Raw genomic sequence first — 18,593 nt, 5'->3', positions numbered from 1 at the left:
TCGTTTTAAAATTACTAAAATTAAGAAGGTCAGCCTCAAACTGACCTTCTCATTTCATTCTTACTAATTAATTTACAATCTATTGATATACTCTCACATAATCAATCTCCATAGAAGATTGTGAAAAAGCAGGATCAATATTACCTCCGAAATTCCCTCCCATTGCTACATTCAGGATCAGGAAAAAATCCTTATTGAACGGCAGGGAAGCATCATTCGCAACGGAATGAATCAATTCATCATCTACATAAATTTTTACTGCTGCAGGTGACCAGATCGTTTTATAGACATGGAACTCTGTAGAAACATTCGGAATGGTCTTAGAGCCTGTATTGCCGTTTCCGCCTGAATGTCCGGGATAATGAAGTGTACCGTGAATCAGGTTTTGACTGTTCCCTACATGTTCCATAATATCGATTTCACCGCAAGCCGGCCAGAAGTTAGTTGCATAATTGGCCCCAAGCATCCAGATCGCCGGCCATGTTCCTCCTCCCGTTGGAAGTTTGGCACGAACCTCAACCTTACCATACGTAAAAGCATATTTTCCTTCTGATTTTAATCGGGCTGATGAATAATCAAAGCCACCGGAAGCTTCTTTTTTAGCTGTGATTTTTAAGTTTCCGCCTTGTACAATTACGTTGCTCGCAGCATTGGTATAGTTTTGTTTTTCACTATTTCCCCAGCCATTAGTACCATTTCCTAAGTCATATACCCATTTTGAAGCATCCGGAGCGCCATCTGTATTAAATTCGTCTGACCATACCAGATTAGTATAATCAGTTACCGGATTTTGATTTGGAGGTGTTGTTGTGAATATGTGATACCAGGCCAGTGCAGGATTTCCTCCCATTACGGCCCTAACCACCATTCTGTTTGCTGTGATAGACAAAATCTCATATGAACTTTGACCAATGTAATACCCCATAAAACCTCCATCAGAGAAGTTTAACATCGTTCCACGGGTTTGTGTCGCATGGTCAGGATTTTTCGAAACAACAGATTCAGATGGACTTAATGAAACTGTTTTTACTCCACCGGCATTATAGCTTAAACAGGCATCGTCTGGTGAACTTCCTCCTGCTACACTTGCAAAAGCAGCATTAAAGAACGTTGATCCGCCATTGTCTAACTCAAATTTTAACTGATCTCCATCAAGAGAGAATGTCAATACATTTTCGTATAAACAGCTGCTTGTAGGTGAGCCTGCTTTTTCAAAAGCTCCTGCCTGATAATAATTCGCATAATAGTTTTTAGTCGCATCTCCATCATTTTGACCTACACCCAGATGTCCTGGTTCTGATGCTGACCAATACCATTTTTTAGAAGTTCCGGCAGTTAAAAACTGAACTGCTTCGTCATCGCTAAAGTTACTCAAAACAGTAACATCAATAGTTGTATTAGTAGCAACACCACCTCTTCCGGTAGCAATCACGGTAACGGTATACGTATTTACTCCCGTTTTGGTAAAACGTTTTGTAAACTGACCGGCCGGAGCATTTTCTGAAGTACCGTCGCTAAATATGTATTTGTATGAAATAGCATTTTCTGCCGAAGCACTTAATTTTACCATACCTGAACCGTCTCCATTTGGATCAGCTGTTGTTTTTCCTACAATCTCAGCGGTTACCTTAAGATTTGCGGGAGCGCTTAAATCTCCAAAAGCGAAATCATCTTTTTGACAGCTTACCGCCAGCAGCAGCGCAAAAAGGAATACGAAGTATTTATTATATTTTTTCATTTCAATTTTTTTATAAAATGTAAATTCATTTTAATCGATTAATAAGGCTGAATTTCTATTTATGAAAATAAACGTTATCAATATATATTGTGTTTGCTCCTGTAGGATTCGCAGAATAAATCAGTTGTGCTATATGGGCACGTGTTGTCAGTCCTGTGAAGTCACTTAACGGAATATCTAAACTTACCCATGTTCCTTTGGCAGGCGCCGTAAATTTAATTTCATGCTCTTTATCATCACCACCTCCATTATAAACCCCGTTAGCTCCAAAATCGACTAACTTTATTCTGAATTCCGTAAAATCGGAAGACCAGACATCTACGTGAAAATGAGTCATTGCAGAAGCATCAATTGTTGAAACCGGCTCGATACCCACAAAGTTTAAATCGGAGTATTTTTTTACGGCATTTCCAGCAATAGCTGTTTCTTCTAATTTTGCAGCTGACCAATCTGTGCGCCAGGTTGCTATTGCAACATTTGTATAAGCGTCACTGAACATTGAAATAACATCACTGGCCGTTTTTGTAGGCGTTGGTGCTGCAGTAGTTAATGTTTCTGCATTTTTATAAAAATAAATATTATCGATAAAAACGGTACCGGTTGCCCAGGGAGTTCCCACAAATTTCAATTGAAAAATATCAGCAACGGTTAATCCCTGACTTGTAAAAGCTGAAATTGGAATATCTATACTTGTCCATTGATTGGCTGTAAGATCTTTCACAACTGGCTTTTCTCCGTTGGTCTTACTGATTAAAGAGGTTTCGATTTTCTGTAAATCTGCTGTCCAGACATCCATATGGAAATAATCCATTCCAGTAACATCTATGGTTGTTCCATCTGCTAATGCAATGCCCTGATAACTCAATTTAATGTAGTTTAGCATTTTATCTCCATTAAGATCAAACTCTGTCCAGCTGCTGCCTTGTCCTGCCTGACCCCAATCCGGAAAATAGTTTGTGCCGGCAACATTAGTGTATTTAGATCCGTAAATCGAAATTACATTTCCGGCAGATCTGTTAGGCGGTGTTGGTGCAGCACTTGTTGGATTAAGAACAAGTTTTGCCGTAAACTCCTGAGTATATTCCGTGGTTTTTATAGCCGCACTTTTTGAAACGACACGAATAGTATACGTTCCTGCCTCTTGATACACATAAGAAACTGATTCTCCGTTATTCGCTGAAACAGGATCGGGTTTACCTGTTTCTCCAAAATAAACATCATAAAACAAGGCGAAATCTGCTGTTGCTTTTACGGTTACTTTTTTCGAGACAGACAAATCATTCGTTATAACCACCACCAAATTTTCAGGTGCTCTAAACGAAACTACCACTTCCTGCTCTACTTCAGTCGTTTTTCCGTTAATTCCCATCGCTTTAATTTTGGCTTTGTAAACACCTTCTTTATAAATATGTGTTACCGTTCCGCCAGTTCCAAAATAATCTGATTCGGCACTTCCGTCACCATAATTAATTTTGTATTGCGTCACGCCTTCACCTTTAGGCAAAAAAGTTACTTTACCGGTATTGTCTTGTGTAACTGTTGTCAGAGCCGATATATTTTCGGGTGCACTTAAGCCCTCTAAATCAATATCGCTGCTATCATTTGAGCAACCTGCAAGCATTGCTAAAACGAAAAAACTTATAATAAAATGTATTTTTTTCATAATTGATGTTTTTTAATATCCGGGATTTTGTGCCCAGTTTCCGTTAGCAAATTGAATTTCTTCAATTGGAAGTGGAAACAATTCGTTTTTATTCGCTTTAAAACCAGGTATCGTTCCTGCTGCTTTTCCTGTTCTTACCAAATCAAAGAAACGGTGTCCTTCACCAAAAAGTTCCAATCTTCTTTCCGCTAAAATAAAATCAGTAAGTGCAGCTCCGGAAGCTGATATATCATGATTGTTATCTCCAAAAGCGCGTCTTCTTACCTGATTTAAATATTCTCTTGCTTTTGCGTCATCAATTGTACCTCTGTTATAAGCTTCTGCAGCCATTAATAAGACATCAGCATAACGTATGGCTCTGTAATTATTTGGGTTTGTTAAGTTTAAATCTCCGGCAGCACTTGAACTCCTTTTTCTTGGCAAATATTTTCGGTTAAAAAAGCCTGTGTCTTCGTTTCCTTTGCCATAGCTTACTCCTTTACCTCCGTCAAATGAAGCATTTGCCGCAGCCCACGCCACAATATCCAGAATAGCCACATTTTTTCGCTTATCTCCTACTTCAAAAGCATTTGCACTTTCCTGCGTTGGAATATTAAAACTGAATCCAGAGGAAAAAAGCGGTCCTGTATAATTTCTAACTCCGTTAAAACCTACAGCAACGTTCCCTTCACTACATTGTAAACATCCAAAACCTGCACCTTCAACATCTGTATATTGCACCTCAAAAACAGATTCTGTTCCGTTTTCTCCTTCTAATTCGAACATCCCATTATAATCGGTTTGTAATGAATAAGCTGATGAATTGATTAAAGCCTGTAAAGTGGTGGCTGCCTGAGCATATTTATTTTGATATAAATAGGCTTTTCCTAATAATGCCTGAGCAGCTCCTTTTGTCGCTCGTCCTTTTTGCGCAGGAATTGCAGATAAATTAGCAGATGCGTACACTAAATCAGCTTCAATTGAAGCATAAACTTGTTCTACTGACGAACGCGGAATTGTTTTTTCATCGCCAATTTTAAATCTGGCATCACCCTTCATAGGGATCCCGCCAAACCATTTTACCAGTTCAAACTGATAATAAGCTCTAAGAAAACGTGTTTCGGCAATAAGTTGCGTTTTACCTTCAAAATTTGTTTTATTTTGAAATTCAAGAATATAATTGGCTCTTTGAACTCCGGCGAACATCCAGTTCCAAATATCTCTTAAATTGCTGTTCACCGGTGTATGAATCATGTCGTCTATTTGCTGAAAACCAATTACGTCTGTAGGGCTTTCTCCTCCAGCTAATGTATTATCCGAAGCTATTTCTCCTAACAAAACATTTACATAAGAGGATTGAAGTAAATCGTAAGTAGCAATCAGGGCATTATCGTAATCTGCTTTAGAATTAAAATAATTTTCAGAATCGATAGAATATGGCGGTTTAGGATCAACAAATTCATCCGAACAGGAAATGGTTACGGCTGAAAACAATGTTAATGTTACTATAGTGGTTAAAATATATTTTTTCATCTTAATTGAAATTAAAAATTAATGTTTAGTCCCAATAAATAAGTTCTTGGGATAGGATAGAATCCGTAATCAATTCCTCCTCCAATTGGAGCTCCGTTTGAAGCACCCGGATCAAACCCTTTATATTTTGTAAAGGTGTACAGATTATTTACTCCGGCATAAAGTCTTAATTTAGAAATTCCCGCTTTTTGCGATACATTCGGATTTAATGTATATCCTAACTGTACATTTTGAATTCTGATATAGGAAGCATCTTCAATAAAATAATCAGAGAATACATTGTTTGCAGTTGCTCCAGTTGTTACTCTTGGTGTTGAATTGGTTGATCCTTCGCCTGTCCATCTGTCTAGAACATAATTTAAACGATTCGCATCAGAAAGTGTTCTTTCGTAATTACGTACCATATCGTTTCCAACTGACGCAAATGTAAATATCGCAAAATCTACATTTTTATAATTCAACTGCACATTGAACCCCATCGTAGCTTCCGGAATTGGGTCTCCGATATTAGTTCTGTCTTTAGTATCAATTACACCATCACCGTTTACATCTACATAACGAATATCTCCGGGTGCCGCGTTTGCTCCTAAAGCAATTTGTGACGGATGCGCGTTTACTTCTGCCTGATTCTGGAAAATTCCGTCTGTTTTATATCCGTAAAAATAGCCTATTGGTTTTCCGATCTCCATACGTGATGGTGCCGGCTGTCCTACTCCAAATGAGCCTCCTTCAATAAAACCTGTTCCGTTGTTTACTTCCAGTACTTCATTTTTAAGAAATGTTACATTGTATCCTACGCTAACTGTAAAAGCATCTGATAATTTTTCTTTATAATCAATTGCGAATTCAAATCCCGAATTTCTTACTGTACCTGCGTTTAGTGTTGGAGAGCTTGCTCCTGGCGCACCTGTACCATTGATCCCTGAAACGGGAATATTAGGAATCAGCAAATCTTTTCTGGTATCAATAAAATAATCTGCTACTATATTGATTTTATCGTTTACTAATTTCATGTCTAAACCAACATCAAATTTTCTTGCTTCTTCCCATTTTAAATTAGGATTTGGTACTTGTCCTGTTGCTGTACCGTTTACGATAGCACCATCAAATACATAAGTTGCTTCACCTGTTAAGAGCCCAATATAACCGTAATTTGGAATTTGATCGTTTCCTAAAGTTCCGTAACTGGCTCTTAATTTTAAGAAATTTAAGAATTTAGGCTGTCCAAAAAATTCTTCGTCAGATACTACCCAACCTCCGGTAAACGAAGGAAAGTAACCTACTTTATTTCCCGGTCCGAATTTAGTAGACGAATCACGTCTGATCATTGCTGACAATAAATATTTTCCTTTGTAGTCGTATTGTAATCTTCCGAAATAAGAAAGTCTTCTTTGGTCATATACGTAGGAGCTGTTGTTTAATGTTTCTGACAGTCCTTTAGTTAAGGAAATATCTGCGAAATCCCACGAATTGTTCGGAACATCAAAACCAGTTGCATAAAGTCCATTACCCCATTCTTTAAAAATAGTTGTTCCGACAGTTCCTACCACATTATGATTATCAGCAATCTTCGCTGTATAAGTTCCAAAAAGGTCAAATGAATAATTATTATCATTTACAGCACCGTGCGTTACGGAGCTTCTTTGCACATCAAAAACTTTTCCGCCATAACTAATTTGCTTGGCAAATGTTTTTGATTCGCTGTTAGAAGTATTGAAACCAATTGAACTTGATAACGTAAATCCTTTGAAAATTTTATAATCCAAACCAAAATTTCCGTTTAGTTTTTTATAATTATAATCGTTGTATGTATTTGCAATTTGCGCTAACGGATTTATAATTTCTGTTCCTAATCCTGTTGTACTTGGTACTAATGCAAAATCACCTTTTGCATCATACGGTTTCAGTGTGGCAGGGACATTTAGTGCATTAAATAAAACAGAACCCAGTCCGTTTTCATTTAATGTATTTCTTGTAAAATAAGTGTAAATAACGTTTGTTTTCAATTTGAATTTATCACTTAAATCAGCGCTAAATCCAATTCTGGCCGTATTTCTTAAAAAACCTGATTTATCTCCTCCAACAATTCCTTCCTGATCTAAATGCGAACCACTTACAGAATATGCCATTTTTTCTGAACCTCCTGAAATTGTTAAGTCGTTGCTGATAATTGGAACTCCTTTTTTGAAAACTTCATCCTGCCAGTCTGTTCCTTTTCCTAATCCGCTTGCATTTGGATAAGGAAGCGCTCTTCCGCCATTGGCGTAACTTTCATTTAATAAAAGGGCATATTCTGTAGCATTCAGAGTTGGTAATTTTCTGGAGGTTTCCTGAAACCCTGAGTAACTATTGAAAGAAACTCTGGTTTTAGAATTCTTTTTACCCATTTTAGTAGTAACCAAAATGATTCCGTTGGCTCCAATTGTACCGTAAATCGCTGCCTGAGCATCTTTTAAAACGGTAATCGTTTCAATATCATTTGGGTTAAGGAGCCCTAAATCACCAACATAACCGTCAATAATTGTTGTCGGCCTGTTTTCTCCATTTGTGGCTATACCACGAATACGAATATCTAACGGAGCTCCCGGCGCCCCCGATTGTGTTGTAACATTTACACCTGAAAGAGTTCCCTGTAAAGCCTGCTCGATTCTTGCTGGTTTCAGTACATCAAGCGTTTTACTGTCTAATACAGATACTGCACCGGTAACCTCTCTCTTCTTTTGGCTACCATAACCGATCACGACAACCTCTTCTAGTGATCGGGTATCGTCGGTCATTTTTACCGTGATTTTGTTACCTGAAACCACAACTTCCTGTGTTCGGAAACCAATGTAACTTAAAACAATAACAGTTCCGTTTTGAACACCTGATAACTTAAAAGATCCGTCAAAGTCTGTGGTTGTACTTTGAGACGTGCTTTTAACTTTTACGTTTACGCCAGGCAGTGCTAAACCTGAGCCATCGAGTACTGTTCCTGATACATCATACGTTTGCGAAAATGCAAAAGATGTAAACAGTAATAGTACCATTAGTAATAATTTAGATTTCATAATTAGTTAGTTTTTATTGAAATCTAAATTTACCGCATCCAGTTAAGAATACGTTAAATTTAACCTCAACAAAAAACATACATCATAAAAAAATATCACTATAATTCAACATATCGCAAAAGAAAGCCTTATTTAAGCGAAAATCCAGAATGTTAATTTCTTTAACAAATAAGTGTAAAAATCACAACAAATAGACAATGTTGTGGTAATGTATAGTTTTTTTTAAGTAATTTTTACGGTACTATACAGCCAGAATATACTCTACTAAACCGATTTCGTGCTGCAAATCCATTTTTTTACGCAAACGATATCTTTTTATCTCAACACTTCGGACCGAAATATTAAATAAAGGCGCTATCTCTTTAGAAGAAAGATTCAGCCTTAAATACGCACAAAGGCGCAAATCATTAGGAGTTAGTAAAGGGTGGATTTGTTTGATTCGTTTTAAGAAATCCTTGTCGGCGCTGTCAAAAGCTTCTTTAAAGATTTTCCAGGAATCCTCCTCCGTGATATTATCGTTGATGGTTCTGATTACCGACTTGATATTTTTGTTGTCATCCTGAGTCGTTTTCTTTAAATCTTCTTTAATAAAGGCCAGCAGCTCATTTTTACTGTTCAGACTCATCGTCGAAACGGCCAGCTCCCTGTTTTTATTGTCCACATCCTGGGACAATTGTTCGTTTCGCAGTTTCATGAGCTGTTGTTCGTTTTCGAGCTCTTTTATTTCCAATAAAAGATTATTTTCTTCAATTAATTTCTCTCGCTGTTTCTGATAGAAATTACGGTATGACTTGTTAATAAAATGCGCAAGAACAAGGATCAGCAGAAAATAAATAAAACAGGCCAGATTCGTCAGGTACCATGGTTTTAAAATCACAAACGTATAGACTGCGGTATTTTGTAAAATGGTATTCGCATATTTCGCTCTTACTTTGAAAGTGTATTTCCCCGGTGACAAATTTTTAAAATTAACCGAAGATTTCGTGCTCCATTCACTCCAGTCATTTTGAAACCCTTCTAAAAGATACTGATATTCGGTATTGATATATTTATTATACTCCGGAACGGTGTAGTTTAAAGTGATATTATTTTCTGTCGATTTAAAACTTCCTTCTTTATTTAGAGCAACATCATTTAAGGTTTGGTTTTGCTTATTGATTGAAATTTCGGAAATAGAAACATTATAGTTTTTAAAACTTAAATCATCAATGTTCAGCATATAATATCCATCGGTAGTTCCTATTAAATATGTCGATTTTGAAATTTGCCTGATATTCTCAAAACCCAGCATCGAATTGGTTAAGGAAGACGGAATCGGAATGATATTTTGTTTTAACTGGTTACTCAGTTTGCTGGCAGAGAAATAATGAATGTAGTTTTTAGAAAAAAGCCAGATCCGGTTCGAATCATCTACAATTAATTTACCCGATGTATATTCGTCTTTCTCGAAAATGGAACTTAGCAAGGCATCTTTTTCAAATTGCTTTGAATTTGAATTTAATTTAAAAATTCCCTCCTTACAGGCGTAATAAATCGAATTATTGAATTTGGTAAGACTTGCATTTTTTCCTTTTTTTGGAGATGAATACGCATAGAATCCACTGGTTTTTAAAAGACCCTTATCCAGTTTTAGCCTGAAAATCCCTTTGTATTCATGGCTTACATACACTTCAAGATCATTAGTGATTTCGAAATAACGCGACGAATAATCAAAGCCTTTTATTTTGTTTTTAAACTTCCATTCATCTCCTGTTTTTTCCAAAACCGAAATTCCATAATAATTCCCCTGTAACAATTGATTTTCAGCATTAGGTACCCGTTCGAATTTCCAGGTGCCGGAACCCGAAAAAATACTTTTTGCTGTGGTACGGTCAATACTAAAAGTTCCCGAATCATGTCCGCAAAAAAGTGTCTGATCGTAAACAAACAACGACCACACCTGACCTTTTGTTCCGCTTATAAACTGAAAAGCTTCATTGCTCTGGTATTTTCTGCAAAATAAGCCCTGATTCGTTCCAACGTACAATATTCCGTTGTATTCGATCGAAGCATAGACGGTTCCTAAGACTCCTGTATCATCAGTAAAACTATGCACAGGGGTCTGGAGATTAATGCAATTGATTCCGTTGTCCAGGCCAACCCAAACGTTCTGGTCTTTATCTTCAAACAAAGACAAAGCTGTGTTGTTGCTCAGGCCTTTACTTTGTGAAATATGATACTTTAACCGGCCTTCATTTGATAAAATAAAAACACCGTTAGAAACAGTGCCCAGCGCATAACTGCCATCCTGAAGACGCTGGCTGCTGTATACAAAACTCGATTTTAATTCCGTATCAACAGCGGTTCGAAAGGGCGTTAAAGTGGTTCCCGAAAGTTTATAAAACCCATCCAGCTGGGTTTGAATCAGCAAACCGTCATCAAGGGCAAAGACATTGACAATTGTATATTTCTTTAAAGCAGGATGATCGGAAATCAGCTTTCCTTTTCCGGCTTCTATTTCAAAAAGACCTTCATTTATGGTCTGGTAATAAATAGAGGTTTTAGTACTAAACGATTTTATAACACCGTTTTTAGGGGAAATAATTTTAAAGCTTTTCGTTTTGGTATCATAAATATAAATTCTGCTTAAGGACTGAAACAAAATCCATTGATCGTATTTTAAAATGTTCCAGAACTGTTCGTCATCAAGAATCTGAGCTTTGATGGTATCGCTTAGCGAGGTATATTTCAGTTTACCGTTTGCCTGCCTCGTCCAGTAGCCAAAATTCATGTAACAACCCGTGTAAATCTTAGTATCGATTACTTTCACGGAACGCATGATGGTTTCATTGGGAGTGGGATATAATTTCCAATTGTTCCCGTTATATTCGAGAAGGCCTTCGTTATTGGCAAAATAGAGGTAATTCTGTTCATCTTGCGAGATCATCCAGCTTTGGTTCCCGGCCCCGTAAACCGTTGACGGGTATTTTACAATGGGTGGAAGTTCCTGAGAAAACAGGAATACATTGATTAAAAAGCAAAGTATAGAAAATTTAGTTTTCAAGTTTAGCAATAGTATTAATTTAGTATAAAAACAGTTCTAAAATAACTTATTTTATATTGAAATAACCAATTTTTAGTAAAAAAAAGAACAATGCCAAAAACATGGCAATTTTAGAACAATTAGTTAAAATTTGGAACAATAGCTTTAACCAAACTCAATTCAAAATTGATTACTTTTGTAGAAATTGACTTTTTTTATGCAAATTGACCTTTCTACACTCGACCCGAAACATAATATTATCATTAAAGGAGCACAAGTACATAACTTAAAAAATGTAGATGTAGCGATTCCCAGAAACAAACTTGTTGTCATTACAGGGCTTTCCGGATCCGGAAAATCGAGTCTGGCATTTGATACTTTATATGCTGAAGGGCAGCGTCGTTACGTGGAGAGCCTGTCTTCATACGCACGTCAGTTTTTGGGGCGTTTAGACAAACCCAAAGTAGAATATATCAAAGGAATCGCTCCGGCAATTGCAATCGAGCAAAAAGTAAACACGACCAACGCAAGATCTACAGTAGGAACTTCGACTGAGATCTACGATTATATGAAACTTTTGTTTGCCCGAATTGGGCGAACGTATTCCCCGATTTCCGGTCAGGAAGTTAAAAAGAATACGGTTTCTGATGTCGTTTCTGATGTAAAAACATTAGAATTAGACAGTAAATGGCTTTTGCTGGCACCTATTCACCTGGAAGAAGGCAGACAGCTTGAAGACAAACTAAAGGTCCTTTTACAACAAGGTTTTGCCCGTATTTTAGTCAATAACGAAATGATTCGTCTTGACGAATTTACAACAGCAGATCTTCATCAGTTAGACAATAAAGATATCCTGCTTATTATAGACCGAATCGTGGTCAAAGAAGAGGAAGAATTTTATAACCGTCTCGCAGATGCTGTACAAACCGCTTTTTTTGAAGGAAAAGGAATTTGTTATTTACAGGAATTAAACGCAGAAAAACGTTTTTCGTATTCTAATAATTTTGAATTGGATGGCATTACGTTTTTAGAGCCTAATGTTCACTTATTTAGTTTTAACAATCCCTACGGTGCCTGTCCGGTTTGCGAAGGTTACGGAAACATCATCGGCATTGATGCTGACCTGGTTGTGCCGAATACTTCGCTTTCTGTATTCGAAAGTGCTATTTATCCGTGGAGAGGCGACAGTATGAGCTGGTACAAAGATGAGCTGGTCAAACATGCTTACAAATTTGATTTCCCGATTCACAAGCCTTTTTTTGAATTATCTGAAGAACAAAAAGAGGTGCTCTGGAAAGGAAACCAGTATTTTCAGGGCCTTAATGATTTCTTTAGGGAACTGGAAGAAAAAAATTACAAGATTCAGAATCGCGTGATGTTGTCCCGTTACCGTGGGAAAACAAAATGCCATGCCTGTCGCGGAAAACGTTTACGGGTTGAAGCATCTTATGTAAAAATAAATGGCAAAACAGTTTCCGACTTAGTCGATTTACCGATCAAAAACCTGGTTACCTTTTTTCAAAATATTGAGTTAAACGTTTACGAGCAGCAAATTGCAAAACGTTTAATGATCGAAATCAATAATCGTCTGTCGTTTTTGACAGAAGTGGGTCTGGATTATCTTACCTTAAACAGAAACTCTGCCACACTTTCGGGAGGAGAATCACAACGAATCAACCTGGCGACCTCTCTGGGAAGCAGCCTGGTAGGATCTATGTATATTTTAGATGAGCCAAGTATCGGACTTCACCCCAAAGATTCTGAACGATTGATAAAAGTGCTGCTTTCGCTTCGTGATTTAGGCAATACCGTTATTGTCGTAGAACACGACGAAGATATCATGAAAGCTGCTGATATGATTATCGATATCGGTCCGGAAGCTGGTACTTATGGAGGACATCTTGTAGCTCAGGGTACTTATGATGAAATACTAAAATCGGACTCTTTAACAGCCCAATATTTAAATGGCGATCTAGAAATAACCGTACCCAAAAAGAGAAGAAAGTTCAAAAATCATATTGAAATTATTGGCGCGAGGGAAAACAACCTGAAAAATATCAATGTTACTTTTCCTCTGGATGTCTTAACTGTAATTACAGGAGTTTCAGGAAGCGGAAAAAGTACGCTCATCAAAAAGATACTTTTTCCTGCCATGCAGAAAAAGCTTGAAAACGCTGCAGAAAAAGCAGGTCAGTTTAGCGAAATAAAAGGCTCTTTTTCTCAGATTAAACACATCGAATACGTAGATCAGAATCCAATTGGAAGAAGTTCGAGATCAAATCCCGTTACTTATATCAAGGCGTATGATGATATTCGTGATTTGTATGCCAAAGAAAAATTATCTAAAATAAGAGGCTATCAGGCCAAACATTTTTCTTTTAATGTTGACGGAGGCCGTTGCGAAACCTGTAAAGGAGAAGGCTCCATAAACGTCGAAATGGTCTTTATGGCCGACGTGCAGTTACCTTGTGAAACCTGCGGAGGCAAACGCTTTAAAAAAGAAGTTTTAGAAATCACTTTTGATGACAAAAACATCAATGATATTCTAACCATGACTATTGATGATGCCATTGCTTTTTTCGAAAAAAATAAACAGGCAAAGATTACACAAAAACTACAACCTCTACAGGATGTAGGATTAGGATATGTGCAGTTAGGACAATCCTCTTCTACGCTGTCGGGAGGTGAGGCACAACGTATTAAACTGGCCTCCTTTTTAGTCAAAGGAGCCACCAAAGACAAAGCCTTGTTTGTATTTGATGAACCTACAACTGGTTTACACTTTCACGATATTAAAAAGCTGCTCGCTTCGTTTGATGCCTTAATAGAAAAAGGCCATTCTATAATCGTGATTGAACACAATCTTGATCTTATAAAATGTGCCGACTGGATTATTGATTTAGGGCCTGAAGGAGGAGAAAACGGAGGGCATTTATTAGCTGTAGGAACTCCGGAAGATATTGTGAAAGTAAAAGAATCCGTTACGGGTGTTTATCTGAAAGACAAATTGTAACTTCTCATTCTCATAAAAAAAATAAAGCGGCCAGAAATCCTATTATTTCTGGCCGCTTTATTTCTTACTAGCTTGTATTAAGCTACTAAACACCTTTCTTCAAAAGGTAATCCATCTTCATCAATTGCAACTAATATTTTTTTCTGCTTTGAGGCCTCTATGGTAAGATACAGCCATGCAAATGACCATAATCCTAAAGTCAGACAAAAAATAATAAAATTCAAACCGTGATTGACTACTTTCCCCCCCCTTGAGAGAACCGCAAAAAGAAATTCATCGTTTCGCTCTTCTAACGTAAAACCATTACGCACTTTCTTTGATATCATACTGGAAAATATCTGAAAGCTCTGTTCCTTACTAAGTTTATTCTTTTTCATAATTGGCAGATTAAATTAATCCAAATAGTAGTGTATAAATGTTAATTTTTTCTTCTGATATGGATAGGGGTCTCCATAATAAGCAAACAACATAAAATTACTTTTATTGCATATTTTAAGATATTTTCTATTAGATCTGAATAGTAATATCAAATTCTTACATAAATTTAATTTTTATTAATCAAATAACAAAAAAAAAAAATGTTAAATTTTACGCATTTATAAAGAATATCAACAACTTAGCTTTTATTCTGATATTAAAACCGTCGCTACACAACCAGTTTTTAAATGATTTACAGGAATTGTTGTTGTGGTTACATCCTTTAACCCACTATAATGTGGGACATAATCTGTAATTCTGCGGTAGGAAATAAATTCTGAATATTTTGATGTAAACGGAAAATAAGCCCTCAACAAATATTATAAGCTATTTTCTTATGATATTTATTTGACAACATACATAAAAACCATATAAACTGCTTTTTAGTTGAAAAAACAGGTTCATTCTGTTCCGATCTGTCTTAGGATCGTTTCAGTCAATCTCTTATAGATTTCTTTTCAGAAGTACATTGTAACCAATAATCAAACCTGACAACTAGTAAAAAACCAAAGGATTCAAGTTTTCTTACGTTTTTTTTACAAAGTCTTTTAAATTTTAATTCCCATTCTTTTTGAAAGACCTCTGATTACCTGATTAATCTCCGGAGAGATATTAAATTTATAATTCAGATAAACATAAAGAATAGTTACCAAAACAGATTTCAATGCGATGCTGATCAGCTGATAAAAAGGAAATTCCCAGAAATAAAATAGCAGGAATAAAGCAAATGTGATCAAAACAGAGTGTATGGTTTGCCTGGTAAAAGGATACAAATGAAGCTTCTTAACCACAAACTGCAATTTAGCCAGGCTGTATAAGGTAATAGACAATAAAGTAGCAAAGGCCGAACCTAAAATACCCGAAATTGGAATAAAAATCATGTTTAGAACAAACGTTAAAAACACCAACAATAATCCTAAATACAAAACCATACGGTAATATTTAGTATTAAAAATAATAGCATTATTATTCCCTAAAATCAAATCGAAATACTTGGATATTCCAATCATAAATACTACCGGGATTCCTCCGCTGTACTCTTTCGGCACCAATTCATATAATTGGTTGATATTGACAAAAATACAAAGCATTACAAATCCACCCACAAACTGCAGGTTTATGGATGTTTTTTTATATAATGAATTTAATTCGTCGTGTTTGTTTTCATGCATTAATTTTGCCGTAATAGGATATACAATCTGGTGCATGGCACGGCTTGGAACCGAAATAACCAGCGCGATGTAAGTCGCGACCGAATAATACGCAATGTTCTCAATTTTCATATACTGATTCAGCATAAGTTTGTCTCCGTCTAAAAGTAAATTGGCTACACTCCCCGATAAAATAATAAAGAACGTATACTCCATTACATCTTTTACATTCTTAGGGATATTGATTTGAAAATTCGGTTTTTTGACATAGAAAGCATAAAACATTGTCACGATAAAGGCTACGAAATAAATAACCGCCGTTACATATACAAACTGAATAAGTGTAATCCATTTAAAATACAAACCAACCAATGCAAAAGTAGAAAATAACCTTAGCCCGACTTCCTTAATAAAATTGCCAAAGACAGAATGCATATGCACCCTCGCCCAGGCATAAAAAATCTCAAAATACGCCATACAGATTCCGATAAACGGAATCAGGTACATAAATTCTTTTACAACAGGATTTTCCTTAGAAACAAAAGCTGTAATATCATCAAAGAAGAACAAACCAACAATTCCCAACGGAATACACATCAGGATAGGAAACAATGCCGTAAACGAGAGAAATTGTTCTCTTTCTGCTTCCGTTTTGTATTGTGAGTAAAACTTAACTAATGTATTTTGCATTCCGATCGCAAACAAGGGCATAATAACATTTGCAGCAGAAAGAATATAATTCGTTAAGGCATAATAGGTAGCTCCTAAAAAAACCGGATACAAATAAAGTGTATTGATCGCTCCAATAGCGAAGCCTATATAAGTAATAATGGTGTTTTTGAAAGACTGATTTAAGACAATACCCATATTTTGATTGCAGAATTTATATTGCAGCGTTTAGGTTTTGATTTTCTAACCGCCTGTGATTTTTGAAATTATTATGGTCTTTTGAAATTGTTATTTAACGAATCAACTGTACTAATTGCCCAGTCAGATTTTTTCTTGAATATTGCTGTAAACCAACACCATTCGCTTGTAATTTTCCTTCCAGAAATTGATTATAAAAATCCAAAATTACACTTTTTAACTTCTCTTTTTCAGAATAATCAAAAAATACGCCCGTATTTGTTTCTTTTACAATAGCTGCAAAATCAGAACCTTGCGGGCCGATCGCAATTATTGGACGATTTGATACCATATATTCAAACAATTTTCCGGGAATAATACTCCTGGTATCTTCCGAATTGATTTCGATTAGCAATAAGACCTGTGACTTCTTCTGATGCGCAATGGCCTCACGATGTGAAACATAGCCCAAAAGATTCAAATAATCCCTGAGTTTATGCTGATCAATAGCATCGAGAACTTCCTGACTTACGGCGCCGATTAACTTAATTTCTAAGTGAGATTTAAAATCCGGAATTTCATACAGTAATTCTACCAATGATTCCCATAAAAATTCAGGATTTCTATCGGATAAAAAAGAACCGATATGCGCCAGCGTGAACTTGGTATCTAAAGTCTGTTTTTCTACATTTTCGATATCATAACCATTGGTAATCACCGTAATTGGTTTGCTGGTAATGGCCTCAAACTCTGTTTTGGTCGTTTTACTCGTAACAATTACGGTATCGGCCGAATTAAGTACTTTATATTCTAGTTTTTTATGTTTTTTAGCCGCGTAAGAAGATAAGCGCAGTGCTTTATGATATCCGATTGTGGTCCACGGATCACGAAAATCTGCCAGCCATTTTACGTTTAGTTTTTGTTTTAATTCCAAACCAATTAAATGCAGACTATGCGGTGGTCCCGAGGTTACAATGGTATCTATATTATTATCTTTGATATATTTTTCCAGATAAACAACCGAAGGCTTTACCCAAAAAACTCTCGCATCCGGAATAAAAAGATTGCCACGAACCCAAAGGAAGGTTTTGTCTAAAAAGGTCTGTTTTTTCTTTTGAGGAAAAATTCCTGAACTGATTTTCTTTGTTTTATTTTTAGAAAAAACAGAAGCCAGTTGATAAGGTTCCCAGATTTTATTTTTCAGGACAATTACCTGATCCGAAACTTCACTTACCAACCCCTCGTCTACTATAGGATAAGTGGGGTTTTCCGGAACATATATTATAGGCTGAACATTAAATTCAGGCAAATATTTTACAAATTTTAACCAACGCTGCACACCAGGACCTCCGGCAGGTGGAAAATAGTAGGTAATGATTAAGAGTTTTTTTTGTTCCAACTTATTTAATTTCTGAGAAGCCTGCTCTTGCAAATTGTATGTTTTTTTTATCTATTATTATTTACCTTACCTAATTCCTCAATGTCTAAAATATCCTTAGGCCTATTGGCTGCTTTTTTAGCAATAATTAAATTATCATAATCAATAAAATAAACGGGAGTTTCGCCTATCATTACAATTGTAGCATCTTCTAATAATGAAGAAAAAGATTTGTCTTCCAGACCTTTTACTGTAGTCATAACATCCAGTCTAAGACCATAATTTAAACTGAAATCAGTCCAGCCAGGAATGAATTGCATAGTTTCTATAGTTTCAAAATCTCCTAAATTAATTGACTTTAACGCCTTTCTTAAATTAACGCGATTTTCAAAGGTATCTTCTAAATAAATATCAATATCTCCAGTGTTTCTATTGTATCCATATATGTTTACTGCAAACCCACCAATAGTTATATATTTAACTTTATTTTCGAAAAAACTATTCCATATAGCAACTATTTGCTCATTCATCGTTTCTTAGATTGAATTACTGTAGCCATTTTTAAAGTATAAGAAACTTCAATAATTGCCATTAATCGCTCTAATCTTTCCAAATAAGAAAGAGATTTTATTTCAGCTGTTCTTTTAGCTTCCAACTCTTTTGGAGTACCAAAACTTAACACGTTTTTTTTCATTGTTCAGTCTTTAAAATACATCTGCAAAGATACTAAATGAATTTGTCAG

General features: G+C 36.0%; 11 protein-coding genes. 1 reads left to right on the top strand and 10 read right to left on the bottom strand.

The features are described 5' to 3' along the window. Positions 1-79: 79 nt before the first annotated feature. From GJU43_RS10950 to GJU43_RS10930, 5 genes are all read right to left on the bottom strand, one after another. Complete coding sequence (locus GJU43_RS10950) at positions 80-1,738, bottom strand: family 16 glycosylhydrolase (RefSeq protein ID WP_154340799.1); 1,659 nt, start codon at positions 1,736-1,738, stop codon at positions 80-82. Positions 1,739-1,793: 55 nt separating this feature from the next. Further along, positions 1,794-3,401 carry a hypothetical protein gene (locus GJU43_RS10945; RefSeq protein ID WP_229655042.1) on the bottom strand — a complete coding sequence of 536 codons (1,608 nt, stop codon included), beginning with the start codon at positions 3,399-3,401 and terminating at the stop codon, positions 1,794-1,796. Positions 3,402-3,413: 12 nt separating this feature from the next. Then, positions 3,414-4,913 (bottom strand): RagB/SusD family nutrient uptake outer membrane protein, encoded by a 1,500-nt coding sequence (locus tag GJU43_RS10940; protein WP_154340798.1) that lies wholly within the window; start codon positions 4,911-4,913, stop codon positions 3,414-3,416. Between the two features lie 11 nt (positions 4,914-4,924). Then, on the bottom strand, positions 4,925-7,963 hold the full coding sequence (locus GJU43_RS10935) for a TonB-dependent receptor (protein ID WP_154340797.1): 3,039 nt from the start codon (positions 7,961-7,963) through the stop codon (positions 4,925-4,927). A gap of 241 nt (positions 7,964-8,204) precedes the next feature. After that, positions 8,205-11,006 (bottom strand): triple tyrosine motif-containing protein, encoded by a 2,802-nt coding sequence (locus tag GJU43_RS10930; protein WP_229655041.1) that lies wholly within the window; start codon positions 11,004-11,006, stop codon positions 8,205-8,207. Positions 11,007-11,202: 196 nt separating this feature from the next. On the opposite strand from GJU43_RS10930, the gene uvrA reads away from it, so the two are divergent. Further along, positions 11,203-13,998 carry an excinuclease ABC subunit UvrA gene (gene uvrA, locus GJU43_RS10925; RefSeq protein WP_154340796.1) on the top strand — a complete coding sequence of 932 codons (2,796 nt, stop codon included), beginning with the start codon at positions 11,203-11,205 and terminating at the stop codon, positions 13,996-13,998. Between the two features lie 77 nt (positions 13,999-14,075). Here uvrA and GJU43_RS10920 read toward each other — a convergent pair whose 3' ends face one another. The 5 genes from GJU43_RS10920 to GJU43_RS22805 form a co-directional block, all read right to left on the bottom strand. Beyond that, on the bottom strand, positions 14,076-14,375 hold the full coding sequence (locus tag GJU43_RS10920; RefSeq protein ID WP_154340795.1) for a hypothetical protein: 300 nt from the start codon (positions 14,373-14,375) through the stop codon (positions 14,076-14,078). 648 nt (positions 14,376-15,023) lie between these two features. Further along, a complete protein-coding gene (locus tag GJU43_RS10915; RefSeq protein WP_154340794.1) occupies positions 15,024-16,493 on the bottom strand; it encodes a lipopolysaccharide biosynthesis protein in 1,470 nt (489 codons plus the stop codon). A 94-nt stretch (positions 16,494-16,587) separates the two neighbouring features. Continuing rightward, positions 16,588-17,871, bottom strand: a complete 1,284-nt coding sequence (locus tag GJU43_RS10910; RefSeq protein WP_154340793.1) for a glycosyltransferase family 4 protein — start codon at positions 17,869-17,871, stop codon at positions 16,588-16,590. A 47-nt stretch (positions 17,872-17,918) separates the two neighbouring features. Then, positions 17,919-18,380, bottom strand: a complete 462-nt coding sequence (locus GJU43_RS10905) for a DUF6036 family nucleotidyltransferase (protein ID WP_154340792.1) — start codon at positions 18,378-18,380, stop codon at positions 17,919-17,921. Next, the gene (locus tag GJU43_RS22805; RefSeq protein WP_195760039.1) at positions 18,377-18,544 is read right to left on the bottom strand and encodes a hypothetical protein; all 168 of its coding nucleotides are present in this window, start codon (positions 18,542-18,544) and stop codon (positions 18,377-18,379) included. The genes GJU43_RS10905 and GJU43_RS22805 overlap by 4 nt, the downstream gene beginning before the upstream one ends. Positions 18,545-18,593: the final 49 nt, after the last annotated feature.

The sequence above is a fragment of the Flavobacterium sp. LC2016-23 genome (genome assembly GCF_009674775.1).
Classification (GTDB): Bacteria; Bacteroidota; Bacteroidia; order Flavobacteriales; family Flavobacteriaceae; genus Flavobacterium.
The sequence above is the reverse complement of the archived record's forward strand: the minus strand, read 5'-3'. Positions and strand labels throughout refer to the sequence as shown.